The organism is Streptomyces sp. SCL15-4, assembly GCF_033366695.1.
Lineage (GTDB): Bacteria > Actinomycetota > Actinomycetes > Streptomycetales > Streptomycetaceae > Streptomyces.
In genome coordinates this window covers 3,787,961-3,812,297 of the sequence record NZ_JAOBTQ010000001.1, presented here as the reverse complement: position 1 = coordinate 3,812,297, position 24,337 = coordinate 3,787,961, and the positions used below count along the sequence as shown (strand labels likewise).

The following is a 24,337-nucleotide window of genomic DNA, read 5'->3' as shown; positions in this document are numbered from 1 at the left end:
GGCTAGTAAGCCGTCTACCTTCCCAGTGTAGTGAGAACTAGCCGGGCGGCAAGTAAGTATCGCCCTGGGGGAAACGGGAAGATGATGGCGGACACGGTAGAAGGCGTCATAGCGGGCAAACGGCCCAGAAGCGTGCGAGTAGTGCTTCTTGCGCTCATGATCGCGATGATGCTCGCGATGCTCGACAACATGATCGTGGGCACGGCGATGCCCACGATCGTGGGTGACCTGGGCGGCCTGGAGCACCTCTCCTGGGTCGTCACCTCCTACACCCTGGCCACCGCGGCCTCGACCCCGGTCTGGGGCAAGCTCGGTGACATGTACGGGCGCAAGGGGGCCTTCCTCAGCTCGATCGTGATCTTCCTCATCGGCTCGGCGCTGAGCGGCATGGCCCAGGACATGGGCCAGCTGATCGGGTTCCGGGCGGTGCAGGGACTCGGCGCCGGCGGTCTCATGGTCGGCGTCATGGCGATCATCGGCGACCTCGTGCCGCCTCGGGAGCGGGGCAAGTACCAGGGCATGATGGCCGGCGTGATGGCGCTGGCGATGATCGGCGGCCCGCTGGTCGGCGGCACCATCACCGACAACTGGGGCTGGCGCTGGGCCTTCTACATCAACCTGCCGCTGGGCGCGGTCGCCCTCGCGCTGGTCACCGTCGTGCTCCAGCTGCCGAGGAAGCGGTCCAACGCGGGCATCGACTACCTGGGCGTGGTCCTGCTGACCGTCGGCATCACCGCGATCGTGCTGGTCACGACCTGGGGCGGTACCGAGTACGCCTGGACCTCCGCGCGGATCATGGAGCTGATCGGCATCGGCGTGGCCGCGCTGATCGGGTTCGTGTTCTGGCAGACCAAGGCCGCCGAGCCGGTGCTGCCGCTGCACATCTTCAAGAGCCGCAACTTCACTTTGATGGCCGTCATCGGTTTCATCACCGGCTTCGTGATGTTCGGTGCCACGCTGTTCCTGCCGCTGTACCAGCAGGCCGTGCAGGGCGCCTCCGCGACCAACTCCGGCCTGCTGCTCCTGCCGATGCTCGGCGCGATGCTCGTGACCTCGATGATCGCCGGACGGATCACCACCAGCAGCGGCCGCTACAAGATCTTCCCGATCGTCGGCGGCGCACTGATGATCGTCGGTCTGTATCTGCTGTCGACGATGGACACCGGCACGAGCCGGTTCACCTCCGGCGTCTACATGGCCGTGGTCGGCGCCGGCATGGGCTGCCTGATGCAGATCACCATGCTGGTCGCGCAGAACAGCGTGCGGATGAGGGACATGGGCGTGGCGTCCTCCTCGGCCACCCTGTTCCGTACGCTCGGCTCCTCCTTCGGCGTCGCCATCATGGGCGCGCTGTTCAACCACCGCGTCCAGGACGTCATGGCCGAGCGGGCCGGCGGCCCGGGCTCGAAGATCACCGCCAAGTCGGCGCAGCTGGACGCGGACAGCCTGAGCAAGCTGCCGGCGGCGGTCCGCGAGGCCTACCAGCACGCGGTGTCCTCCGGCACGCACTCCGCGTTCCTGCTCGGCGCCGTGATCGCGGTGCCGGTGCTGATCGCGGCCCTGTTCGTCAAGGAGGTGCCGCTCAAGGGCGGACCGAAGGCCTCCGGCGAGGGCGCCGAAGCGGCACCGCAGCCGGTGATCGAGGCCGTCTGAGCCACCCCGTCCCCGAAGGCCCCGGCGCGTGTCCGCCGCCGGGGCCTTCGGCGTTTTTTGGGCCCTGGCCGTTCGCACCCGCCTCCGGCATCGCGGCGCCGCCGGCGCCGCGCGGGAGCCGCGGACCTCCCCTCCGGGCGGCGGAACGGGTCGCGCGGGCCGGAGGAACGGCCGCGACGCCCGGCGCCCACCGGCCGGGGGAGCGGGACGCGGGTCCGCGTGCCTCGGCGCAGGGTGTGGCCGTGTGCCTCAGCGCAGGACGCGGCCGTCGTTGGTGCTCCGTCCCGGCCCGCGGGCCGGGACGCCTGTGACCGACCTGCCCGCTCCCTCCGCCGCTGCTTCTCCGGCCGGGGGAGCGGGACGGCGGGGCCGCGCGCGTCAGCGCAGGTTGTGGCCGTCGCCGGTGCTCCCCGTGGGCCGGCCGGGACTCCCGTGACCGACCCGCCCGCTCCCGGCGCCGTTCCGCGTCCCGGTCGCCGTCCTTCGCTAGTTCCCCCCGGACACCGGCAGCACCGGATAGCTGCCCGTGTTGGTGGGGGCGTGCTCCGGGAGCCACAGGACGGCGACCGCGCCCTCGGCGGGCAGGTGGGCGGGGGTGCCGGCGGGTCGGACGTTGCGGAAGGTCAGCCGGGCGCCGAGGACGCGGGCCTGGCCGGCCGCGATGGTCAGGCCCAGCCCGTGGCCCTGCCCGGCGCGGTCCTTGCTGCCGGTGCGGAACCGGCTCGGCCCCTCCGCCAGCAGCTCCTCGGGGAAACCGGGGCCGTGGTCGCGGACCCGGATGACCCGGCCCTCCACGGTGACCTCGATCGGCGGCCGGCCGTGCCGGGCGGCGTTGGCGAGCAGGTTGAAGAGCACCCGCTCCAGCCGCCGCGGATCGGTGGTGACCTCCGACTCGTGCACCACGCGCACGGCGATCTCCGGGTCCTTGGCGGCCACCCGGCGCGCCACGAACTCGCCCAGCACGATGTCCTGCAGCTCCGCCCGCTCCGAGGCGCTGTCCAGCCGGGCCACCTCCAGCACGTCCTCGACCAGCGTGCGCATCGCCTTCGCCCGGTCCAGGACCAGTTCCGTGGGCCGGCCGGGCGGCAGCAGTTCCGCCGCCGTCAGCAGTCCGGTCACCGGGGTGCGCAGCTCGTGCGCGATGTCGGCGGTGACCCGCCGCTCGGCCTCCAGCCGCTGCCGCAGCGCGTCCGCCATGGCGTCCACCGCGCGCGCGAGATCGTCGGTCTCGTCCCGTACGACCCCGCCGATGGCCTCCCGCACCCGGACCTCGGTCTCGCCCTTGGCGACCTGGTTCGCGGCGGCCGCCGCCTTCCGCAGCCGGCGGGACAGCTGCCCGCCGATCAGCACGCCGAGCGCGCTGCCGCCGAGCACGACCGCGACCGAGCCGATGACGAGGGCCTGGTCCAGGTCCCTCAGCATGTCGACGCTGCGGTCCGGCAGATGCAGGTGTACGGACAGCACGTGTCCGCCCTTCACCGGGACGGCCGCCCAGACGTCCGGGTCCTTGCCGTGCCGGGAGACGTCACTGGCCCGCCGGCCCCGCTCGACGCTCTCGCGCAGCGCGTCCGGCAGCTCGGGGTCGTCGATCTGGACGTAGGGGAAGACCGGCCCCCGGTTCAGTTCGTAGTTGCGCTGGGCCAGCACCAGGCGGTCGTTGGCCAGCTCGCGCGCGTTGTCCAGCATCGAGACCCGGGCCGCGTTGTGCACGACCAGGCTCAGTACGACCGCCACCAGACCGGCCACCAGCGCGATCGCCGCGCTCAGCTTCCATCTGAGCCCCGTGCGCAGTCCCGCGCGCTCCATGCGCCGGACCGGGTGCCGCAGGATCCCCCGCATACCGCCTCGCTCACGCCTTCAGCTTGTAGCCGAAGCCGCGGACCGTCTCGATCCGGTCCTGGCCGATCTTCTGCCGCAGCCGCTGCACATGCACGTCCACGACCCGGGTGTCACCGCCCCAGCCGTAGTCCCACACGCGTTCCAGCAGCTTGTCGCGGGAGAGGACGGTGCCCGGCGCGGAGGAGAACTCCAGCAGCAGCCGCATCTCGGTCGGGGTGAGCGCCACCGGCTGCCCGGCCCGCCGTACCTCCATGCCCTCGGTGTCGATCTCCAGGTCCCCGAAGGCCAGCGTGCCGGTGACCGCGGCCCCGGTCTCCTGCGCCCGCTCCCCGCCCGCGTGCCCGAAGCGGCGCAGCACCGCTCGGATCCGCGCGACCAGCACGGCACCGTCGAACGGCTTGGTCACGTAGTCGTCGGCGCCCGCCTCCAGGCCGAGGACGACGTCGATGGAGTCGGCGCGCGCCGACAGCATGATCACCGGCACGGTCGACTCGTCCCGGATCCGCCGGCACAGGCTGACCCCGTCCAGGCCCGGCACCATGACGTCCAGCAGGGCGATGTCGGGTCGGTCCGCCCGGAACGCCTCCAGGCCGGACAGGCCGTCGGGCATCGCGGTGACCGCGAAGCCGTCCCGCTCCAGGGCGAGCTGGGTGGCCTCGCGGATGACGTCGTCGTCCTCGACGAACAGGACGTGGGTCTGGTCTGCCATCCCGGTGCTCTCAGTCCTCATGGTGTGCGTGTGGGGGGTCAGGTGGCCGGCACGGGCCGCGGGGTGCCGTCGGCGGACTTGCCGTACTCGTTGCGGGTGGGCTTGCCCGGGACGAACCGGCCCGCCTTCCAGGTGTAGGGGGTCACGATGTCACCGGACGGGCTGGAGATCGGGTCGTCCTGCTCGTAATACTGCCGGGTCACCGACAGCGTGCCGCGGTCGATCTCCGCGTAGACCGGGGACTCCTCGCTCTTGAAGACGTTGCGGAACACGCCGCCGTCGTCCCGGTACACGTACGAGCCGATGCCGACCCAGTCCGCGCAGGTCATCACGTTGATGACGACGTCGTCCACCGGGGCGTCGGTGAGATCGGCGTACGAGACGTCGACCTGGTAGTCGTCGCCGTCGCACGGCTTCAGCTCCCGTTTGACCGCCGCCGACACCTCGGGGTCGCGCTTGAGCAGCGCCACGGCGTCCACCCGGCGGAACTTGCCGAAGGAGGTGCTGGGGGAGGGGACGGGAGCGGCGGCGGCGTCCGCCGCCGCCGAGGCGTGCGCCGGGCCCTCGTCCCGGGCGCCGGTGCCCCCGCTGCCGCAGGCGGCGAGGAAAAGGGCGAGGGCGGCGAGCGCGGCCCCCACCGCGATCACCGCCTGCGAACTCCCTCGGACCCCGTCGGGTCCGGCCCCGGTCAGGCCGCGCAACGCTCCCGCTCCTCACGCTCCAGCGCGCGTGCGTCCAGATCGCGGGCCTCCAGCTCCTCACGGAGCCGGGCGAGCGCCCGGTGCAGCGTGCTCTTGACCGTACCGGCCGACATGCCGAGGGCCGCGGCCGTCTCCTCTGTGGACATCTGCTCCCAGTGTCGCAGCACCACGACACTGCGCTGCTTCGGTGCGAGCACCTTCAGGACGTCCATCAGCAGGGCCCGGTCCGCGTGCTGCTCGGTGGAGTCCGACACGGAGGCGTCCGGCAGCTGCTCGGTCGGCACCTCCTCCAGCTTGCGCGCCCGCCACCACTCGGTCCGCGTGTTGATCATGACCCGGCGCAGATAGGCGTCGGCGAGCCGCTTGTCGGCGATGCCCTCCCAGCGGCCGTACGTCCGCACCAGCGCGGTCTGCAGCAGGTCCTGGGCGTCGACCGGGTCCGGTACCAGCCGGCGGGCACTGCGCAGCAGCGCGTCCTGCCGGGTGCGGACGTACTCCTCGAATTCGAGCACCTCGCCCTGCGCCATGATCAACCGCCTCCGTTCCCCGTTGTGCCTCCGGCTCCTGCCGGAAGTCCCGCTGTCTCCGTGCCCGGTGGTCCGCCGGGCACGGAGAAGAAGCTACGGAGCGGTTGTCACGGGGCTGTGCGGACCAGCCTGCGGCTGGCAATCGGCTATCCGTCGGTTGTGTAACGGAAGCCGGAACAGGGTAGAGCGCAGGAGAGTTACGTCCCTTTGTCGGGCGTTATGCCGCATTGGTTCCTTCGTAACGTACGCCCCGGGACTGTGACCTGGCTGTGCGTCAGGCCAGCGGCAGCCGGTACAGACCGCCGGGCAGCGGCTCCACCAGACCGTCCGCGACCAGCCCGTCCAGCGCGCGGGCCCGCTGCACCGGCTCGTGCCACACCCGGTCCAGCGCCGCCTGCGGCACCGGCGCGTGCGCCTCGCGCAGCACGGCCAGCAGCTTGCCGCGCACCTGCCGGTCCGTGCCGGCGTACGTCTGTCCGCGCCGCGGCGGCCCGGAGTGCTCCGGCTTGCCCGCCAGCCGCCAGGCGCACTGCCCGGCGATCGGGCACCGCCCGCACCCCTCGTTCTTCGCCGTGCACACCAGCGCGCCCAGCTCCATGGAGGCGGCGGCCCACCGCGCGGCGGTCCGCTCGTCCGCGGGCAGCAGTTCCCGGGCCAGGCGCCGCTCGGCGGCCGTGGTGGCGTTCGGCGGGTACTGCACCCCGGTCACCGCCCGCGCGATCACCCGGCGCACATTGGTGTCCAGCACCGCGTGCCGCTGCCCGTACGCGAAGGAGGCGACGGCCGCCGCCGTGTACTCGCCGATCCCGGGCAGCGCCAGCAGCTGCGCGTGGTCCGTCGGCACGTCCCCGCCGTGCCGCTCCGTTATGGCGACCGCGGCGCCGTGCAGCCGCAGGGCGCGGCGCGGATAGCCGAGCCGGCCCCAGGCGCGCACCGCCTCGCCCGGTGCCTCCTTCGCCAGGTCGGCCGGGCGCGGCCAGCGGGTCAGCCACTCCTCGTAGACGGGCAGCACCCGGCTCACCGGGGTTTGCTGGAGCATGAACTCGCTGACCATCACGCCCCACGGGCCCGCCTCCGGGCGGCGCCAGGGGAGGTCACGGGCATGGGCGTCGAACCAGGCGATCACGGGGGCGTGGAGCTTCTCAGTCATGGCCCTTCGATCCTGCCACGGCCGGCCGGGAGTCGTGCGTGAGGGCGTGGTCACCGAGCGTGGCGGAACCCGAAGAACCGCGCCGCCCAACGCAGTTACCGAAATGATGATCCGGAAAAGTTCACTCCGGCGCGGCGGGTGACGCGAGCATGCGCGGCGATCTCTCGTACAGTTTGGGCCGTGGGATCTCTGCGCAATCCGGTCGGGCCGCTTCCCTCCTCCATCTACTGGCGTCGGAGGGTCGTACTGCTGTCCGTGGTCGCCCTGTTGGCGCTCGTGATCATCCTGATCGTCACCACCGGCGGCGGAGGCGGCGGGAAGAACACCGCCGGGCCCGACGGCAAGAACCCCACGCACACCATCACACCCGGACCGAGCCCGTCCGGCTCCGCGATCAGCCAACACCCGGGCGGACGCGAGGAGTCGGGCGGCGGGGACACCGGCGGCGGCGCGGACTCCGGAAGCTCCGGTGACGGCGGCGCCTCCGGGACGGCTTCGGGCTCCGGCGGCTCGTCCGGGGCCGGCGGTTCCGCCGGAACGGCCGGTTCCGCCGGCGCGGGCACGGGTTCCGGCGGTGCCGCCGTCGCCGCGGGCGACGCGCTCCCCGGGTCCTCCGCGCTGCCCGACTGCACCTCCGGCGCGGTGACGTTGAGCCTGCGCAGCCTCCGCAACTCCTACTCGCCCGACCAGACCCCGACCTTCGAACTCACCGCGAAGAACGGCTCGTCGGCGGACTGCAAGGTCGATCTCGGCCCGAAGCGCGCCGTGTTGACGATCACGCCGGCGGACGGCGACGACGCCTTCTGGTCCTCCGACGACTGCCCCAAGGGGCCGGGCAGCCTGGCCTTCCGGGTGCCGGCCGGGCAGAGCATCACCTACACCGTGAAGTGGGACCGCGAGCCCGGCGCGGCGCACTGCGCAACGCCGTCCGGCGGTTCGGCCAAGCCGGGTACGTACCTGCTGGAGGCCAAGGCGCCCGGGTACGGCAAGCTCCAGGCGTCGTTCGTACTGACGGCGGACTGACGGCACCGAAGGAGCGCGGGGCCGCGACGCCACGCGGCGCAGCCGCCTGGCGAACCGCTCCGGCTCAGACGTACCGCTCCAGGATCGACGACTCCGCCAGCCGCGACAGCCCTTCCCGTACGCTGCGCGCCCGCGCCTCGCCCACGCCGTCCACGGTCTGCAGGTCGTCCACGCTCGCGGCCAGCAGCTTCTGCAGGCCGCCGAAGTGCTCCACCAGCCGGTCGATGATGGCGCCCGGCAGCCGCGGCACCTTGGCCAGCAGCCGGAAACCGCGCGGCGAGACCGCCGAGTCCAGCGACTCGGGCGACGCGGTATAGCCCAGCGCACGCGCCACCGTGCCCAGTTCCAGCAGCTCCGCGTGGGTCAGGGCGTCCAGCTCGGCCAGCGCCTCCTCGACCGTGCGGGACCGCTTCGCCGTCGGCTCGGGCACATAGTCGCGGACGACCAGCTCGCGGTCCGGCTCCACGCCGGCGATCAACTCCTCCAGCTGGAGCGCGAGAAGCCGGCCGTCGGTGCCCAGCTCGACCACGTACTCGGCGATCTCGGTGGCGATCCGGCGGACCATCTCCAGCCGCTGCGCGACCGCCGAGACGTCCCGGACCGTCACCAGGTCCTCGATCTCCAGCGCCGACAGCGTGCCCGCGACCTCGTCCAGCCGCAGCTTGTACCGCTCCAGGGTCGCCAGCGCCTGGTTCGCGCGGGACAGGATCGCCGCGGAGTCCTCCAGGACGCGCCGCTGACCGTCCACGTACAGGGCGATCAGCCGCATCGACTGGGAGACCGAGACCACCGGGAAACCGACCTGCTTGCTCACCCGGTCCGCGGTGCGGTGCCGCGTGCCCGTCTCCTCCGTGGGGATCGTCGGGTCCGGCACCAGCTGCACGCCGGCCCGCAGGATCTTCGACAGGTCCGACGACAGCACGATGCCGCCGTCCAGCTTGCACAGCTCCCGCAGCCGGGTGGCCGTGAACTCGACGTCCAGCACGAACCCGCCCGTGCACATCGCCTCGACCGTCTTGTCCGAGCCGAGGACGATGAGACCGCCGGTGTTGCCGCGCAGCACCCGCTCCAGGCCGTCCCGCAGGGGCGTACCCGGTGCCACGGCGCTCAGCGAGGCGCGCATCAGACCATCGGAACCGGCACTCCCACCGGACTTGCCGGGAGCCGCTGCCCGGTCGTTGGCTGCCACTGCACTCCTCCGGTCGCAGGTTCTGACGCGCCCCCGCACCCGCACTCGGTTCGTACGGACGGGCGGGACCTGGGCAAAGTCTACCGGCGCTCCTCCGCCTCCCGTGGGGCCTCCCGGCGACGGGAGCGCGGCAGAACCCGCAGCGCGTCCCCCATGTCGGCGACCTCCAGCACCTTCATGCCGGCCGGCACCTTCCCCGGATCGGACGGCACGAGCGCGTGCGTGAAGCCCAGCCGGTGCGCCTCGGCGAGCCTGCGCTGCACGCCCGTGACCCGTCTGACCTCGCCGGCCAGCCCCACCTCGCCGATCGCCACCAGGTTCTTCGGCAGCGGGGTGTCGCTGGCGGCGGAGGCGAGCGCGAGCGCGATGGCGAGGTCGGCGGCGGGCTCGGACAGCTTCACCCCGCCGACCGTCGCGGAGTAGATGTCCCGCTTGCCGAGCGCGCTGATCCGGCCGCGCTGCTCCAGCACGGCCAGCATCATCGACACCCGCGAGGTCTCCAGACCGGACGTGGTGCGCCGCGGGGAGGGGATCTGCGAGTCCACGGTCAGCGCCTGCACCTCGGCCACCAGCGGGCGGCGGCCCTCCAGGGTGACGGTCAGGCAGGTGCCCGGCACCGGCTCGGCGCGGCGGGTCAGGAACAGGCCGCTGGGGTCGGCGAGGCCCGTGATGCCCTCGTCGTGCAGCTCGAAGCAGCCGACCTCGTCCGTCGCCCCGTACCGGTTCTTCACGCCCCGCACCAGGCGCAGGCGCGCGTGCCGGTCGCCCTCGAAGTGCAGCACGACGTCCACCAGGTGTTCCAGCAGGCGGGGGCCGGCGATGGCACCGTCCTTGGTGACGTGGCCCACCAGCAGCGTGGACATGCCGCGCTCCTTGGAGGCGCGGATCAGGGCGCCGGCCACCTCCCGGACCTGCGCCATGCCGCCGGGCGCGCCGTCGATCTCGGGCGAGGCGACCGTCTGCACCGAGTCGAGGATCAGCAGGGACGGCTTGACCTCGTCCAGGTGGCCGAGGACGGCGGCCAGGTCGGTCTCCGCGGCCAGGTACAGATGGTCGTCCAGGGCGCCGATGCGGTCGGCGCGCAGCCGCACCTGGCTCGCCGACTCCTCGCCGGTGACGTAGAGGGTGCGGTGCTCGGCGCTCGCCGACTTGGCGGCCACGTCCAGCAGCAGGGTCGACTTGCCGACGCCCGGCTCGCCCGCGAGCAGGACGACCGCGCCCGGCACGAGGCCGCCGCCGAGCACCCGGTCCAGCTCGGGCACGCCGGTGGCGCGGGCGGTGGCCTGCCGGCCGTCGACCTGGCCGATGGGCAGCGCGGAGGTGCTCACCCGGCCCGGCGCCGTCGTGCGGACCGCGGGCGCGCCGTACTCCTCGACCGTGCCCCACGCCTGGCATTCGGGGCAGCGGCCGAGCCACTTGGCCGTCTGCCAGCCGCACTCCGTGCAGCGGTACGACGGGCGGTCCTTGGTGGTCTTGGTACGGGCAGCCATGCGGAAACCGTAGCCCCCGGCACTGACAACGGGACCGGGCCGATCACTTCCCGGCCGGTCGCTGCCGGGCTCCGGGCGCGGAACACGGCCTCCTTGTCCCCTTATGAGGGATCGTTTCACCCGTATGGATTAAAACTGCTCAAGGTTCCCGAAGGGGCACTCCAGTGCCGCCTACGGTCGCACGGGTGATGAGCAGCAGCCCGGAGACCACCACCCGCACCGCCGGGGCGCGCCAGGCGCGGAACGAGTCGTGCGACGCGCGGCGGGAGGCGCGTGAGGCACGAGAAGCACGCGAGGCCCGTGAGGCGCGCGACCGTGCCGCCGCGCGCACCATCGCCCAGCGCACGCCGGCGCCCTACGACCCGTATCTGGACGGCCTGTTCACCTACTGCCTGTCGGTGCTGTGCGACCACGACGCGGCCACCGCCGCCCTCGCCGACGCCCTCGCCGTGGCCGGCCGGCGCGGCCACCGCCTCCCCGAGTCCCCCGACGACCTCAGAGCCTGGCTCTACGCCCTGTCCCGCTGGGCCTGCCTGCGCAAGCTGGCCGAGACGAAGCAGAAGCGCCAGGGAGCGCACGCGGCGGGCCGGAGCGGGGCCGCCGGGGGCGGGAGCGGGGCAGGGCCCGACGCGGGGGCGGGTGCCGGGGTGGTGCCCGGGGCGGGGCGCGGTGTCGCGGCCGGGATCGGGGCGGGCCTCGGCGAAGAGGCCGGCGGAGGTGCCGGGAAGGGCGTCCCGGAGACGGCTCGCGTGCCGGAGGCCGAGGAGCGGCGGCGCCGCGAACTCGCCCTGTTGGCCTGGCCGGAGGCGGCCGGTACCACTCCCGAGCAGCGCGAGGCCCTGGAACTCGCCGTCCGCCACCACCTCGCCGCCCACGAGGTCGCCGCCGTCCTCGGCCTGCAGCCCGCCGCCGCCCGGGAGCTGCTCGCCTCCGCCGCCTGCGAGGTGGAGCGGACCCGCGCGGCCTTCGCCGTCGTCGAGGCGGGCGGCTGCCCGGGCGTGGCCCATCTCACCGGCGACAGCCGGCCGGCCCTGAGCGCGGCCCTGCGCCGCGAGCTGGTCCGGCACGTGGACGACTGTCCGCGCTGCCGCCGCACCGCCGAGCGCGCCGTCCCCGGCCGCTGGCCCGGCGCCACGGTCACCCCCGCCGAGCTGCCCGTCCTCAAGGCGCCGCGCACGGCCCTGCACAGGGCGCTGGCGCACCAGCCGCGCGCGTGGGGTGCGGCCGTGCCCCGCTTCGACCGGCGTGGCTTCCCGATGGACGCCAAGGACCGGGCGGCCCGCCGCGACCGGATGCGCGCGCGTGCCGTCACGACGACGGTGGTCGCCACGGTCGTCGCCGCGCCCGTCCTCGCGCTCTGGGCCGCGTACCGCGGCGGACCGGCCGGGCAGGACGACGGGCCGTCCGCGACCGCCCGCGAGGCACAGGGGCCCGACGCGCTCGGCGACGGCCCCGCCGGCGGCTACCGGAACGCGGGGAACGCCGGGACGAAGGCGGGCCCGCGTATCGGCAGCGACGGCAAGGCGGACGTCTCCGTGCAGGTCGTGAGTGTCGGCGGCACGGACGGGAGGGAGGCGGCGCGGCTGGCGGTCGGCGCGGCGAACGACGGGGACACCACGCTGATCACCCTCACCGCGTCCCCGGGGTCGTCCGGGATCCGCTGGTCGGTGTCCACGCCGGCCGCGTGGCTCTACTTCAGCCGCTCCTCGGGAACGCTGGCCCCCGGCCGGACGCTGACGGTCAAGGTGTACGTCGATCACCTCCGCGAGCCGTCCGGTCCCTGGCACGCGCGCGTGGCGGTGGCCCCGGCGGGCGCGGTGGTCTCCATCGACGGCTACGGCACGGCACCGGCCCGCCCCACCCCACGCCCTTCCTCCCCGCCCGCCTCTCCGGCCCCGTCCGCCTCCTCCGTCACCCCGCCCACCACCACTTCCCCGTCCCCGACCCCGACCCCGCCCCCGTCGGCCCCGCCGCCGTCCGCCCCGGACACCCCGGCTCCGACCCCCTCGGACACCGCGGTGCCGAGCCCTTCGGTGAGTTAGGGGCCGGGGGAGGGCGGCCGGGGCCGGAGAGAGGAGACGTCACGGCGCCGGTGCCGAGAACCCGGTCCGGTTACGCCACCGGATCCGCGGGATGCGGGGCCACCAGCGGCAGCCGGGAGGCCAGGCGCTGTTCGCACAGCTCGGCCAGGCGGTCGTAGCCGGCCTTGCCCATCAGCTCCGTGAGTTCGGCGCGGTAGGAGACGTACACCGGCTCGCCCGCACCGTGGGCCGATGTCGCCGAGGTGCACCACCAGTGCAGGTCGTGGCCGCCCGGGCCCCAGCCCCGGCGGTCGTACTCGCCGATGGACACCTGGAGCACGCGCGTGTCGTCCGGGCGCTCGATCCAGTCGTAGGTCCGCCGGACCGGCAGCTGCCAGCACACGTCCGGCTTGGTCTCCAGCGGCTCCCGTCCCTCCTTCAGGGCCAGGATGTGCAGCGAGCAGCCCGCGCCGCCCGCGAACCCCGGCCGGTTCTGGAAGATGCACGAACCCTGGAAGGGCCGCGTCTGCCGGGACCCCTCCTCGTCCTCGGAGATCCAGCCGTTCCGCGTGCCCTCGCCGTGGTGCTGCCAGATCTCCGGGGTGAGCCGCGCCACGTGCCCGGCGACCCGCTTCTCGTCGTCCTCGTCGGAGAAGTGCGCGCCCAGTGAGCAGCACCCGTCGTCCGCGCGCCCCGCCTGGATGCCCTGGCAGCCGCTGCCGAAGATGCAGTTCCAGCGAGAGGTCAGCCAGGTCAGATCGCAGCGGAAGACCTGCTCGTCGTCCGCCGGATCCGGGAACTCCACCCAGGCGCGGGCGAAGTCGAGCCCCTTCTCGTCGCTCACCCTCGCCTCCTCGGTGGTTTCGGCGGCCGCACGCTCTTCGCCCGCCTTGCCGACCTTGCCTGCTTTGTCGGCCTTCGCCTTTTTCGTCTTTGGCACCCGTCCAGGGTAAGTGGCCGGGACCCACCGGGGACACCGAGGACGGAGGTTCTGGCAGTAGGTTTCCGTACATGAGACTCGGTGTCCTGGACGTGGGTTCGAACACGGTGCATCTGCTGGTGGTGGACGCCCACCCCGGCGCGCGCCCGCTGCCCGCGCACTCCCACAAGGTCGAACTCCGGCTCGCCCAACTCCTCGACGGCAGCGGTGCCATCGGCGAGGACGGCATCGACAAGCTGACCGAGGTCGTGCGGGACGCGCTCCAGGCGGCCGAGGACAAGGGCGTCGAGGACCTGCTGCCGTTCGCGACCTCCGCCGTCCGCGAAGCCGGCAACGCCGACGACGTCCTCGGGCGCGTGGCCGACAAGACCGGCGTACGCCTCCAGGTCCTCAGCGGCGAGGAGGAGGCCCGGCTCACCTTCCTCGCCGTACGCCGCTGGTTCGGCTGGTCCGCCGGAAAGCTGCTGGTCCTGGACATCGGCGGCGGCTCCCTGGAGATCGCCTACGGCATGGACGAGGAGCCGGACGCGGCGGTCTCGCTGCCGCTCGGCGCCGGCCGCCTCACCGCCGGCTGGCTGCCCGGCGACCCGCCCGCCCCCGAGGACGTCCGCGCCCTGCGCCGCCACGTCCGCACCGAGATCGCCCGCACGGTCGGCGAGTTCGCCCGCTTCGGCGCCCCCGACCACGTGGTCGCCACCTCCAAGACCTTCAAGCAGCTCGCCCGCATAGCCGGCGCGGCCCGCAGCGCCGACGGCCTCCATGTCCAGCGCGAACTCAAGCGCGAGTCCCTGGAGGCATGGGTCCCGAAGCTGGCCGGCATGACCGCCGGCCAGCGCGCCGCACTCCCCGGAGTGTCCGAGGGCCGGGCCGGCCAGCTCCTGGCGGGCGCGCTGGTGGCCGAGGCCGCGATGGACCTCTTCGGCGTGGAGAGACTGGAGATCTGCCCCTGGGCCCTGCGGGAAGGCGTGATCCTGCGGCGCCTCGATCACATGGTCACGGCATAGCGCCCCGGGCCCGGCGGGCACCGCGCTCCCCGTGCCCGAATGGCAAACCTCACAACGGCGAATCGGCACCCGGCACCCGCCCCGCTCGACGCCGTATGGTGACGGACGTGGCTGAACCAACGGACGTGCGCATCGCGCTCTCGACCGCATCCGTCTACCCGGAGTCCACGGCGACGGCCTTCGAGATCGCCGCGCGCCTCGGTTACGACGGCGTCGAGGTCATGGTGTGGACCGACCCGGTGAGCCAGGACATCGAGGCGCTGCGCCGGCTGTCGGACTATCACGGCGTCCCCGTCCTGGCCGTCCACGCCCCCTGCCTGCTGATCACCCAGCGGGTGTGGACCACCGACCCCTGGACGAAGCTGCGCCGGGCCCGGGCGGCGGCGGAGAAGCTCGGGGCCTCCACCGTCGTCGTCCATCCGCCCTTCCGCTGGCAGCGGCAGTACGCCCGGGGCTTCGTCGAGGGCATCTGGCGGATGGCGGACGAGACGGACGTACGGTTCGCCGTCGAGAACATGTACCCCTGGCGCTACCGCGACCGCGAGATGCTCGCCTACGCCCCCGACTGGGACGTCACCAACGACGACTACCGGCACTTCACGATCGACCTCAGCCACACGGCGACGGCCCGCACCGACGCGCTGGACATGGTCGACCGCATGGGCGACCGGCTCGGGCACGTCCACCTCGCCGACGGCCGGGGCTCGGCCAAGGACGAGCACCTGGTGCCCGGCCGCGGCACCCAGCCCTGCGCCGAGCTGCTGGAGCGCCTGGTGCGCACCGGCTTCGACGGCCATGTGGTGATCGAGGTCAACACCCGGCGCGCGATGTCCGGCGCCGAGCGCGAGGCCGACCTCGCCGAGGCCCTGGCCTTCACCCGTGCCCACCTGAGCACGGCGGCCGTACGGGTGCCCCGGCGATGACCCCGCCCCGTCCCCCGGCGACGGACAGCCGCGCCCCCGGCCCGCCCGCCCGCCGCCGTGGCCGCCCCCCGGCCACCGAGTCCGCCGGCACCCGGGACCGGATCCTCGCCGTCGCCCGCGAGGAGTTCTCCGCGCGCGGCTACGAGAAGACGTCCGTACGCGGCATCGCCAAGGCCGCCGGCGTGGACTCGGCGCTGGTCCACCACTACTTCGGCACCAAGGAGCAGGTCTTCGAGGCGGCCGTCGAGGTCGCCTTCGCGCCCGCCCTGAGCGCGCCGGACGCGATCGCCGAGGGCCCGGCGGACGGGGTCGGCGAACGGCTGACCCGGTTCGTGTTCGGCGTCTGGGAGGACCCCGCCACCCGCCCTCCGCTGCTGGCGATCGTGCGCTCGGCCGTCGACAACGACACGGCCGCCACCGTCTTCCGCCGCCTGGTCGCCACCCAGCTGATGCGCCGCATCGCCGATCAGCTGGAGCTGCCGGACGCGGAGCTGCGCGCCGAACTGGCGGCCGCCCAGCTGGTGGGCTGTGCCATGCTGCGGTACGTGATCCGGATCGAACCGCTGGCGTCGGCGGACCTGGAGCGGATCATCGCCCGCGTCGCCCCCGTCGTACAGGGTCATCTGACCGCTCCCTGAGGGGCCGCCCGGCGGCGCCCGTGAAACAGGCGTCCCGGCATTCGGACACCTCGTCCCGCCAGCTGGATGACCGGCGTACGCTCGACAGCAGGCACACCCGTCTGAAGGAGCGAGCGACGATGCCCCAGCTGAGGTCCCGCACAGTCACCCACGGTCGCAACATGGCGGGCGCCCGCGCCCTTATGCGCGCCTCCGGTGTACCCGGTGCGGACATCGGCCGGAAGCCGATCATCGCCGTCGCGAACTCCTTCACCGAGTTCGTGCCCGGCCACACCCACCTCCAGCCGGTCGGCCGGATCGTCAGCGAGGCGATCAGGGAGGCCGGCGGCATCCCGCGCGAGTTCAACACCATCGCGGTCGACGACGGCATCGCCATGGGCCACGGCGGCATGCTGTACTCCCTGCCCTCCCGCGACCTGATCGCGGACTCGGTCGAGTACATGGTCGAGGCCCACTGCGCCGACGCCCTGATCTGCATCTCCAACTGCGACAAGATCACCCCGGGCATGCTGATGGCGGCCCTGCGCCTGAACATCCCGACGGTGTTCGTCTCCGGCGGCCCCATGGAGTCCGGCCGCGCCACCCTGGTCGACGGCACGGTCCGCACGCTCGACCTGGTCGACGCGATCTCCGACGCCGTCAACGACAAGATCTCCGACGAGGACATCCTCCGCATCGAGGAGAACGCCTGCCCGACCTGCGGCAGTTGCTCCGGCATGTTCACCGCCAACTCGATGAACTGCCTGACCGAGGCCATCGGCCTGTCCCTGCCCGGCAACGGCTCGGTCCTCGCCACCCACACCGCCCGCCGCGCCCTGTACGAGAACGCGGCCCGCACGGTCATGGACATCACCCGCCGCCACTACGAACAGGACGACGACACCGTCCTGCCGCGCAACATCGCCACCTTCCAGGCCTTCGAGAACGCCATGGCCCTGGACATCGCGATGGGCGGCTCCACCAACACGATCCTGCATCTGCTGGCCGCCGCCCAGGAGGCGGGCGTCCCGTTCGGCCTGGACGAAATCGACGCCGTCTCGCGCCGCGTGCCCTGCCTGGCGAAGGTCGCTCCGAACGTCGCCAAGGACCGCACGTACTACATGGAGGACGTGCACCGCGCCGGCGGCATCCCGGCCCTGCTGGGCGAGCTGCACCGCGCGGGCCTGCTCAACGAGGACGTGCACGCCGTGCACAGCCCGTCCCTGGCCGACTGGCTGAAGACCTGGGACGTCCGCGGCGGCTCGCCCTCGCCCGAGGCGGTCGAGCTGTGGCACGCGGCGCCCGGCTGCGTCCGCTCCGCCGAGGCCTTCTCCCAGTCCGAGCGCTGGGAGACGCTGGACGAGGACGCCGAGAACGGCTGCATCCGCTCCGCCGAGCACGCGTACTCCAAGGACGGCGGCCTGGCGGTGCTGCGCGGCAACCTCGCCGTCGACGGCTGCGTGGTGAAGACGGCCGGCGTGGACGAGTCGATCTGGACCTTCGAGGGCCCGGCGGTCGTCTGCGAGTCCCAGGAGGAGGCCGTCCAGCGGATCCTCACCCAGGAGGTCAAGGACGGCGACGTCGTCGTCATCCGCTACGAGGGCCCCAAGGGCGGTCCCGGCATGCAGGAGATGCTGTACCCGACCTCGTACCTGAAGGGCCGCGGCCTCGGCAAGACCTGCGCCCTGATCACCGACGGCCGCTTCTCCGGCGGCACCTCGGGCCTGTCCATCGGCCACGCCTCCCCCGAGGCGGCCTCCGGCGGCACCATCGCCCTGGTCCGGGACGGCGACCGCATCCGCATCGACATCCCGAACCGCACGATCGAGCTGCTGGTCGACGACGCCGAGCTGGCCCGCCGCGAGCAGGCCCTGAACGGCGTCTACGCCCCGGCGAACCGCGACCGCAAGGTCTCCGCCGCCCTGCGCGCCTACGCGGCGATGGCCACGAGCGCCGACAAGGGCGCGGTGCGCGACGTGTCCCGGCTGGGCTGACCGGCCACCGACCGGGGCCGCCCTCCGGACGGGGGCGGCCCCTTCGCCGTGCCCGGCGCCCGGCTCACCAGGCTCCCGGCGCGCGGCCGTCCACGGCGAACACGGTGCCGTCGGGCGCGGTCGCGCAGACCCGGGCGCCGACCGGCACCGGAGCGGGCGGGGTGCTCATGACCCGTGCCGAGTCGGCGCCCAGCCGCGCGGGCGTCTGCCCGACCAGCCGCCCCTTGCCGGCGTCGACCGCGAGCAGCCGGCCGTCGCCCGCGGTCAGGTACACCCGCTCGTCCCGCGCGACCGGCAGCGAACCCCGGCTCACCGACGTCTCCAGATGCCACAGCCGCCGGCCCGCCGCCACGTCCACGGCGTCCAGGGAGCCGCCGGTGGCCAGGACGTAGACGACGTTCCCGCGCACGGTGGCGTGCGCGCCGTCGAGCACGGCGGGCAGCGCGACCCGCCGGGTCGCACCCGTCGCGGGCGTGTGGCGCACGACCTCCCGGGCGCCGTAGGCGCTGTCGAAGGCCAGGAAGAACACCGACCCGTCGGCCCCCGCCGCGACCGGCTTCAGCCAGCCGCGCAGCCGTACGTCCCACCGCACCCGGCCGGTCACCGGGTCCACGGCGGTCACCCGGGTGTGCGTGCCGTCGGCGGACGTACGGGTCGCGTAGGCCGACGAGTCGCCGGGAAACGCGTCGAAGAACGGCATGCCCTGCCCGGGCACCGGGCCGTGCCAGCGGGTACGGCCCGTCGCTCCGTCCACGCCGGTGACCGTGCCGCCGGCATCGACGAGCAAGGCGGTGTCCCCGGCGTAGCGCACCGTCGTACCGGCGGGCAGCCCGCGCCGCCACACCTCCTCGCCCGTGTCCGGGTCGAGCCCGGCGAGCCGGGAGCCGCCGTCCGTGTACGGCTGCACCAGCCCGCCGGAGACGACCGGCGGGCCGCTCGTGGCCCGGGTGCCGGTGGCGTGCCGCCACAGCAGCCGGCCGTCGGCCAAAGAGAGCGCGAAGACGACGCCGGGCCGCGCGCAGAGCAGCTTCCCGGCACCGTAGGAGCACTGCGGCATCCCCGCGCCGCCGACCGCCGGCCGGGCCGTCCAGCCTCCGGAAGCCGCCGTCAGGGCCGGCGCGTCTCCACGCCGAGGCGCCTGATCGTTTCTGCCCGCTCCCCACACCGCGGCGAGACCACCCACCAGCACCAGCCCGAGCACCGCCGCCACCAGCGTCACCCACCGTCTCCGCCCGAGCCGCCCCACCGGGCGCCGCGCGGCACCGCCCGGCACCGGCGCGGACTCCGGCGCCGGCGCGCCACCGTCCGTCCGCCCGTCCGCAACCGTGCGCTGCGCCGGTATGAACGCCTGGGTGTCGTACGAGGCCGCCACCGACCGCAGCTCCCGCATCAGCTCGTCCGGAGTGGGCCGGTCGGCGGGCTCCTTGGCCAGGCACCTGCGCACCAGCGACGCGAGCCCCACCGGCACCCCGGTCAGATCGGGCTCGTCGTGGACGACCTGGTAGGCGACGACGTAGGGACTGTCGGAGTCGAACGGGCCGCGCCCGGTGGCCGCGTGCACCATCACCGAGCCCAGCGCGAAGATGTCGGCGGCCGGACCGACCTCCCGGGGCCGCCGGAACTGCTCGGGCGCCATGAACGGCGGGGTGCCGATCAGCTTGCCCGTCTCGGTGCGCAGCTCGCTGTCCTTCGGCCGGGAGATACCGAAGTCGATGACCTTCGGCCCGTCCTCGGCGAGCAGCACGTTGCCGGGCTTCAGATCCCGGTGCACCACGCCGACCCGGTGGATGTCGCGCAGCGCCTCGGCGAGCCCCGCCATCAGCCGCCGCAGCTGCTCCGGAGCCATGGGCCCGCTCCGCTTGACGTGCTCGGAGAGGGTCGGCCCGGGAATGTACAGGGTGGCCATCCAGGGCCGGTCGGCCTCCGGATCGGCATCGACGACGGGCGCGGTGAAGGCACCGCTGACCCGCCGCGCGGCGGCCACCTCCTGCCGGAAACGGCCCCTGAACTCCGGGTCCCGGGCGAATTCGGCGTGCACGACCTTCACCGCGAGCTTCATTCCCGAGGTGCTCCGGGCGAGGTGGACGACCCCCATGCCACCCGAGCCCAGACAGGATTCCAGGTGGTAGTGGCCGGCGTATTCCGGAAATTCCGTTTCCGCGTCCGTTCCGGCGTTGCGCTGTGGCGCCATGGACCACCCCCGAGCTGTTCGTCCGCGCGCGCGACGCACGGAGCCTAGTCGATGACTCGTACGGGACAGAGGCGGCTTGCTAGCGTCTGTGCCCGAGTCGCGCGCACACGTTTCGCGACGGCTTTCACCGCATTCGTAAAAGCGACGGGGGAGGACCACTTTCATGTCTGTCGACACACAAGAGGCCGGAAGCGTGGACGAGGGCCGGGACGGCCTGGCGACCCGGGCGGCGGCGGCCGTACGCACCTACGCCGTGGCACCCGGCGTCCGGCTGAACGTCCGCAGCGGCCCGGGCACCCAGTACAACCTGATCCGCCAGCTGCCGGAGGGCGTCAGCGTGCCGATCTACTGCCAGGCGCCCGGCACCACGGTCGCCGGCACCTACGGCACGACCAACATCTGGGACCTCATCGACAACGGCGAGTACGTCTCCGACGCCTACGTCCACACCGGCAGCGACGGCTACATCGCCCCCCGCTGCGGCTGACCGCCACGCGCCCCGGTCGGCCCCGGCCGGGAGCCCGTCCGCGGCCGGGGCCATAATCGAGCCGTGAGCGACGAAACCGGCACCCCGGACAGCCCGGCGGGCTCCACCGGCGACGCGGCGCGGGGCGACGGCCCCCGTCCCGAGCCCCTGCGCTTCTTCGGCACGTCCTGGGTCGACCACGACAACGGCTACGCGGTCCGCCGCGCCGGCGTCGCCGTCGGCTCCCTCGCCGCGGCGGCCCTCTCCTGCCTGGTGCTCCGCCTCGCCTACCAGGGCATCCGGATCGCCGACACCGGCCCCTTCGTGAGCGTGCTGATCGTGGTGATGTTCGCGATCTGCAGTGCGTTCGCCTTCCGCAACACCTGGGAGGGCTTCGGCAGGCGGCACGACCCGCAGCGCCAGGCGTCCCTGCGCGGCATGCTCGCCATCGGCTTCGTCGGCTCGCTCCTCGCCTACTTCGTCCGCTCCCTCACCGAGGCACCGGGCGAGAAACTGCGCCGCGAGGAGTACGAGCAGGCCCGCGAGGCCCACGCCCGCCGCACCACCCGCCGCACCGGCAACCCGTCCCGCAAGAAGCGCCGCCGCTGAGCCCGGCCGGCTCCCGGAGCCGCACCCGGCGCCGTCGCGTCCGGTCACCGCTTCTCCTCCCGGCACCACGGAGGGCAAAGCGCCCGCGCCCGCTCCCCCTGACACCGCGGCCGACCGCACCCGCACCGGACCGTCCGCCCCGGCCCGCCAGAGGTTCCCGCGATCACCGTCATGCCGTAGACCTGAGCGCATGACAGCCGTCCCTTCCTCCTCCGGCGACCCGCGAGCCCGGCACGCCGCCCGGGCCGGGTCCTTCAACGCCGTCGCCGCCCAGTACGCGGCGAACCGTCCCTCCTATCCGCCCGCCCTCCTCGACGCCGTCGAGGAACTGTCCGGCCGCCCCCTGTCCGGCTCCCGGACCGTGGACGTCGGCGCCGGCACCGGAATCGCCAGCGCCCTGCTGCACGCCCGCGGCGCCGACGTCCTCGCCGTCGAGCCCGGCGCGGGCATGGCCGCCGAGTTCCGCCGGGCGCTGCCGCACCTCCCGCTCGTCCGGGGCGACGGCAACGCCCTGCCCGTCGCGGACGCCGCCGCCGACCTCCTCACCTACGCCCAGTCCTGGCACTGGACCGACCCGGCGCGCTCGGTGCCGGAGGCGTTGCGCGTGCTGCGCCCGGGCGGCGCGCTCGCCCTGTGGTGGAACACCAACGCCCTCGACGTCGGCTGGATGGCCGACGCCGCCGGCCGGGCCGGCCGTTTCCTCGGCATCGACGTGGCCGCCGAGCAGCGCAAGGCCGGCGAGCGGGTCGAGCGGGCCGACCCCAGCGGACGCCTGGACTTCACCCGGCGCACGGTCCGCTGGAGCCGCCGCGTCCCGGTCGACACCCACCTCGCCAACGTCGCCACCCACTCCGCCCTCCTCGTCGCCCCCGAGGAACACACGGCCGCCTTCCTGGCACAGGAGCGCGCCCGCCTCCTGGAGGTCTTCCCGGACGGCGTCGTCGAGGAGACCTACGACGTCCTCCTCATCGTCGCCCGCATCCCCTGACCCGCCCCCGTTCCGTCCACCGGACAACCGGCCCGCGCACCGCGCCCCGGTGCCAGACTGATCCGCATGAGCCAGAAAGTCGCAGTCCTCGGCACCGGCAAGATCGGCGAAGCCCTGCTCAGCGGAATGCTCCGGGCCGGCTGGGCCCCCGCCGACCTCCTGGTCACCGCCCGCCGTCCCGAACGCGCCGAAGAACTCCGCGCCCGCTACGGCGTCAACCCGGTCACCAACACCGAGGCCGCCAAGACCGCCGACACCCTGATCCTCACGGTCAAGCCGCAGGACATGGGCACCCTCCTGGACGAACTCGCCCCGCACCTGCCCGCCGACCGGCTGGTCGTCAGCGGAGCCGCCGGCATCCCCACCTCCTTCTTCGAGGAGCGCCTGACCCCGGGCACCCCGGTCGTCCGGGTCATGACCAACACCCCCGCCCTCGTCGACGAGGCCATGTCGGTCATCTCCGCCGGCAGCCACGCCACCGAGCAGCACCTCGCGCACGCCGAGGAGATCTTCGGCGGCGTCGGCAAGACCTTGCGCGTCCCCGAGAGCCAGCAGGACGCCTGCACCGCGCTGTCCGGCTCCGGCCCGGCCTACTTCTTCTACCTGGTCGAAGCCATGACCGACGCCGGCATCCTGCTCGGACTGCCCCGCGACAAGGCCCACGAACTGATCGTCCAGTCCGCGATCGGCGCCGCCGTGATGCTCCGCGACAGCGGGGAGCATCCCGTCAGGCTCCGGGAGAACGTCACCTCCCCGGCCGGCACCACCATCAACGCCATCCGCGAGCTGGAGAACCACGGCGTACGCGCCGCCCTCATCGCCGCCCTCGAAGCCGCCCGCGACCGCAGCCGCGAACTCGCCTCCGGCAAGAAGGACTGACCGGCCCCGGACCCCGCGGGCGGCGGCCCACAGCCCGCCCGCGGGCCGGCCCCGGCTACCGCGCGGCGCCCGGTGAGGGCTCCGTCACGGAAGGCAGCAGCCCGATCGCCCGGTACGCCGTATCGACCGTCGGCCGGGCCAGCGCCCGCGCCTTCTCCGCGCCGTCCCGCAGCACCCTCTCCACATACGCCGGATCGGCGCACAGCTCCCGGTGCCGGTCCCGCACCGGCCGCAGCACCTCCACCACGGCCTCCGCGGTGTCCTTCTTCAAAGAGCCGTACGAGTCGTAGGCGCCCGCCAGCGACTCGGGGCTCTCGCCCGTGCACGCGGCCAGGATGTCCAGCAGGTTCGCGAGGCCAGGCCGCTCCGCGCGGTCGTAGACGACCTCCCGCCCGCTGTCCGTCACGGCCCGCAGCACCTTCTTGCGCACCACGTCCGGCTCGTCCAGCAGATAGACGACCCCGGTCCCCGACTCGTCCGACTTACCCATCTTCCGCGTCGGGTCCTGGAGGTTCATCACCCGCGCCGCCACCGGCGGCAGTGTCGTCCGCGGCACCACGAACGTGTGCCCGTAACGCTGGTTGAACCGCACCGCCAGGTCCCGGGTCAGCTCCACGTGCTGCGCCTGGTCCTCACCGACCGGCACCTCGTCCGCGCCGTACGCCAGGATGTCCGCGGCCATCAGCACCGGGTACGTCAGCAGCGACAGCCGCAGACCGCCACCGCGCTCCCGCTGCTTCGCGGACTTCTCCTTGTACTGGATCATCCGCCGCATCTCGCCGTCGGTCGCCACACACTCCAGCAGGTACGACAGCCGGGTGTGCTCGTCGACATGGCTCTGCAGGAACAGGGTGCACACCTCGGGGTCGAGCCCGGCCGCCAGCAGCAGCGTCGCCGTCTGCCGGCTGAGCCTGCGCAGCCGCGCCGGATCGTGGTCGACGGTCAGCGCGTGCAGGTCCACCACGCAGAACAGCGAGTCCGCCCGGTGCTGGTCCACCTCGGCCCAGCGCCGCATGGCCCCCAGGTAGTTCCCCAGGGTCAGATGTCCGGTCGGCTGGATCCCGCTGAAAACCCGGGTCATGTCCACTCCACCTTCAGGTCGGGACCGCCGCCCCTGCGGCCGGCCCCCTCGGACCCGGAGGGAGAGACGAGAACGGCCGCCGAAGCGGCGGCCGTTGAGTGCATACGTGACTACGGCCGCCGTCAGGCGGCCCACCAGAGCTGGGTGCACGTACGCGTCATCACGCCGCCCACAGTACGCCTCGGGAGTGCTCCCCGGCAGTGAGTTGACACGCCTCCGGCCGATCCGTACTGTTCTCCGAGTTGTCCGACGTGAGCGCCGACTCCGGTCGGTCCCCGGACAGCCATTCCGCAAGCACCACCCACTCATCGACGCTCCGGCGCCGACCGTATTGGCGTGCGTA

Annotated in this window: 21 protein-coding genes; 11 read left to right on the top strand and 10 right to left on the bottom strand. The window is 73.5% G+C overall.

All coding sequences use genetic code 11. From position 1 onward, the window contains the following. Positions 1-81: 81 nt before the first annotated feature. On the top strand, positions 82-1,653 hold the full coding sequence (locus tag SCK26_RS16565; RefSeq protein WP_318202082.1) for an MDR family MFS transporter: 1,572 nt from the start codon (positions 82-84) through the stop codon (positions 1,651-1,653). 486 nt (positions 1,654-2,139) lie between these two features. Here SCK26_RS16565 and cseC read toward each other — a convergent pair whose 3' ends face one another. The 5 genes from cseC to SCK26_RS16540 form a co-directional block, all read right to left on the bottom strand. Next, positions 2,140-3,492: a two-component system sensor histidine kinase CseC gene (gene cseC / locus SCK26_RS16560; protein WP_318202081.1), complete on the bottom strand. Its 1,353-nt coding sequence runs from the start codon at positions 3,490-3,492 to the stop codon at positions 2,140-2,142. Between the two features lie 10 nt (positions 3,493-3,502). Further along, positions 3,503-4,201 carry a two-component system response regulator CseB gene (gene cseB / locus SCK26_RS16555; RefSeq protein ID WP_318202080.1) on the bottom strand — a complete coding sequence of 233 codons (699 nt, stop codon included), beginning with the start codon at positions 4,199-4,201 and terminating at the stop codon, positions 3,503-3,505. Positions 4,202-4,239: 38 nt separating this feature from the next. Next, entirely contained in the window at positions 4,240-4,848 is a 609-nt protein-coding gene (locus SCK26_RS16550) for a hypothetical protein (protein ID WP_318202079.1), read from the bottom strand. A 41-nt stretch (positions 4,849-4,889) separates the two neighbouring features. After that, on the bottom strand, positions 4,890-5,429 hold the full coding sequence (locus tag SCK26_RS16545) for a SigE family RNA polymerase sigma factor (RefSeq protein ID WP_318202078.1): 540 nt from the start codon (positions 5,427-5,429) through the stop codon (positions 4,890-4,892). A 274-nt stretch (positions 5,430-5,703) separates the two neighbouring features. After that, positions 5,704-6,579, bottom strand: coding sequence for an A/G-specific adenine glycosylase (locus SCK26_RS16540; RefSeq protein WP_318202077.1), 876 nt, complete (start codon positions 6,577-6,579; stop codon positions 5,704-5,706). A gap of 180 nt (positions 6,580-6,759) precedes the next feature. Between SCK26_RS16540 and SCK26_RS16535 the strand changes: the two genes are divergently transcribed. Then, positions 6,760-7,602: a hypothetical protein gene (locus SCK26_RS16535; RefSeq protein WP_318202076.1), complete on the top strand. Its 843-nt coding sequence runs from the start codon at positions 6,760-6,762 to the stop codon at positions 7,600-7,602. Between the two features lie 64 nt (positions 7,603-7,666). Here the strand turns inward: SCK26_RS16535 and disA are convergent, their stop codons facing one another. Then, positions 7,667-8,791 (bottom strand): DNA integrity scanning diadenylate cyclase DisA, encoded by a 1,125-nt coding sequence (gene disA, locus SCK26_RS16530; RefSeq protein WP_030781598.1) that lies wholly within the window; start codon positions 8,789-8,791, stop codon positions 7,667-7,669. An 80-nt stretch (positions 8,792-8,871) separates the two neighbouring features. Beyond that, positions 8,872-10,281 carry a DNA repair protein RadA gene (gene radA / locus SCK26_RS16525; protein ID WP_318202075.1) on the bottom strand — a complete coding sequence of 470 codons (1,410 nt, stop codon included), beginning with the start codon at positions 10,279-10,281 and terminating at the stop codon, positions 8,872-8,874. Between the two features lie 185 nt (positions 10,282-10,466). Here radA and SCK26_RS16520 point away from each other — a divergent pair, with 185 nt between their 5' ends. Then, entirely contained in the window at positions 10,467-12,323 is a 1,857-nt protein-coding gene (locus SCK26_RS16520) for a hypothetical protein (RefSeq protein WP_412080750.1), read from the top strand. A gap of 70 nt (positions 12,324-12,393) precedes the next feature. On the opposite strand, the gene SCK26_RS16515 is transcribed toward SCK26_RS16520, so the two are convergent. Continuing rightward, positions 12,394-13,146, bottom strand: coding sequence for a hypothetical protein (locus SCK26_RS16515; protein WP_412080853.1), 753 nt, complete (start codon positions 13,144-13,146; stop codon positions 12,394-12,396). Positions 13,147-13,313: 167 nt separating this feature from the next. Between SCK26_RS16515 and SCK26_RS16510 the strand changes: the two genes are divergently transcribed. From SCK26_RS16510 to ilvD, 4 genes are all read left to right on the top strand, one after another. Continuing rightward, the gene (locus tag SCK26_RS16510) at positions 13,314-14,246 is read left to right on the top strand and encodes a Ppx/GppA phosphatase family protein (protein WP_318202072.1); all 933 of its coding nucleotides are present in this window, start codon (positions 13,314-13,316) and stop codon (positions 14,244-14,246) included. A 95-nt stretch (positions 14,247-14,341) separates the two neighbouring features. Then, complete coding sequence (locus SCK26_RS16505; protein ID WP_318202071.1) at positions 14,342-15,169, top strand: sugar phosphate isomerase/epimerase; 828 nt, start codon at positions 14,342-14,344, stop codon at positions 15,167-15,169. Continuing rightward, positions 15,166-15,807: a TetR/AcrR family transcriptional regulator gene (locus tag SCK26_RS16500; protein WP_318202070.1), complete on the top strand. Its 642-nt coding sequence runs from the start codon at positions 15,166-15,168 to the stop codon at positions 15,805-15,807. Before SCK26_RS16505 ends, SCK26_RS16500 begins: the two co-directional genes overlap by 4 nt. A 119-nt stretch (positions 15,808-15,926) precedes the next feature. Beyond that, positions 15,927-17,780 carry a dihydroxy-acid dehydratase gene (gene ilvD / locus SCK26_RS16495; protein ID WP_318202069.1) on the top strand — a complete coding sequence of 618 codons (1,854 nt, stop codon included), beginning with the start codon at positions 15,927-15,929 and terminating at the stop codon, positions 17,778-17,780. A gap of 64 nt (positions 17,781-17,844) precedes the next feature. Here the strand turns inward: ilvD and SCK26_RS16490 are convergent, their stop codons facing one another. Then, the gene (locus SCK26_RS16490; RefSeq protein ID WP_318202068.1) at positions 17,845-19,971 is read right to left on the bottom strand and encodes a protein kinase domain-containing protein; all 2,127 of its coding nucleotides are present in this window, start codon (positions 19,969-19,971) and stop codon (positions 17,845-17,847) included. Between the two features lie 163 nt (positions 19,972-20,134). Between SCK26_RS16490 and SCK26_RS16485 the strand changes: the two genes are divergently transcribed. From SCK26_RS16485 to proC, 4 genes are all read left to right on the top strand, one after another. Beyond that, positions 20,135-20,458: an SH3 domain-containing protein gene (locus tag SCK26_RS16485; RefSeq protein ID WP_318202067.1), complete on the top strand. Its 324-nt coding sequence runs from the start codon at positions 20,135-20,137 to the stop codon at positions 20,456-20,458. A 63-nt stretch (positions 20,459-20,521) separates the two neighbouring features. After that, entirely contained in the window at positions 20,522-21,046 is a 525-nt protein-coding gene (locus SCK26_RS16480) for an EamA/RhaT family transporter (RefSeq protein ID WP_318202066.1), read from the top strand. A 190-nt stretch (positions 21,047-21,236) separates the two neighbouring features. Next, positions 21,237-22,034, top strand: coding sequence for a class I SAM-dependent methyltransferase (locus tag SCK26_RS16475; RefSeq protein ID WP_318202065.1), 798 nt, complete (start codon positions 21,237-21,239; stop codon positions 22,032-22,034). 66 nt (positions 22,035-22,100) lie between these two features. Continuing rightward, on the top strand, positions 22,101-22,913 hold the full coding sequence (proC, locus tag SCK26_RS16470) for a pyrroline-5-carboxylate reductase (RefSeq protein WP_318202064.1): 813 nt from the start codon (positions 22,101-22,103) through the stop codon (positions 22,911-22,913). Positions 22,914-22,968: 55 nt separating this feature from the next. Here proC and trpS read toward each other — a convergent pair whose 3' ends face one another. After that, positions 22,969-23,994, bottom strand: a complete 1,026-nt coding sequence (gene trpS, locus SCK26_RS16465) for a tryptophan--tRNA ligase (protein WP_318202063.1) — start codon at positions 23,992-23,994, stop codon at positions 22,969-22,971. Positions 23,995-24,337 lie beyond the last annotated feature (343 nt).

Excerpts from the sequence above, each read along its gene's own strand:
- SCK26_RS16565 (WP_318202082.1), top strand. The coding sequence starts at position 82 with ATGATGGCGGACACGGTAGAAGGCGTCATAGCGGGCAAACGGCCCAGA.
- SCK26_RS16500 (WP_318202070.1), top strand. The coding sequence starts at position 15,166 with ATGACCCCGCCCCGTCCCCCGGCGACGGACAGCCGCGCCCCCGGCCCG.
- SCK26_RS16540 (WP_318202077.1), bottom strand. The coding sequence starts at position 6,579 with ATGACTGAGAAGCTCCACGCCCCCGTGATCGCCTGGTTCGACGCCCAT.
- proC (WP_318202064.1), top strand. The coding sequence starts at position 22,101 with ATGAGCCAGAAAGTCGCAGTCCTCGGCACCGGCAAGATCGGCGAAGCC.
- trpS (WP_318202063.1), bottom strand. The coding sequence starts at position 23,994 with ATGACCCGGGTTTTCAGCGGGATCCAGCCGACCGGACATCTGACCCTG.
- SCK26_RS16485 (WP_318202067.1), top strand. The coding sequence starts at position 20,135 with ATGTCTGTCGACACACAAGAGGCCGGAAGCGTGGACGAGGGCCGGGAC.
- SCK26_RS16505 (WP_318202071.1), top strand. The coding sequence starts at position 14,342 with ATGGTGACGGACGTGGCTGAACCAACGGACGTGCGCATCGCGCTCTCG.
- ilvD (WP_318202069.1), top strand. The coding sequence starts at position 15,927 with ATGCCCCAGCTGAGGTCCCGCACAGTCACCCACGGTCGCAACATGGCG.
- SCK26_RS16510 (WP_318202072.1), top strand. The coding sequence starts at position 13,314 with ATGAGACTCGGTGTCCTGGACGTGGGTTCGAACACGGTGCATCTGCTG.
- SCK26_RS16490 (WP_318202068.1), bottom strand. The coding sequence starts at position 19,971 with ATGGCGCCACAGCGCAACGCCGGAACGGACGCGGAAACGGAATTTCCG.
- SCK26_RS16545 (WP_318202078.1), bottom strand. The coding sequence starts at position 5,429 with ATGGCGCAGGGCGAGGTGCTCGAATTCGAGGAGTACGTCCGCACCCGG.
- cseB (WP_318202080.1), bottom strand. The coding sequence starts at position 4,201 with ATGGCAGACCAGACCCACGTCCTGTTCGTCGAGGACGACGACGTCATC.
- cseC (WP_318202081.1), bottom strand. The coding sequence starts at position 3,492 with ATGCGGGGGATCCTGCGGCACCCGGTCCGGCGCATGGAGCGCGCGGGA.
- radA (WP_318202075.1), bottom strand. The coding sequence starts at position 10,281 with ATGGCTGCCCGTACCAAGACCACCAAGGACCGCCCGTCGTACCGCTGC.
- SCK26_RS16475 (WP_318202065.1), top strand. The coding sequence starts at position 21,237 with ATGACAGCCGTCCCTTCCTCCTCCGGCGACCCGCGAGCCCGGCACGCC.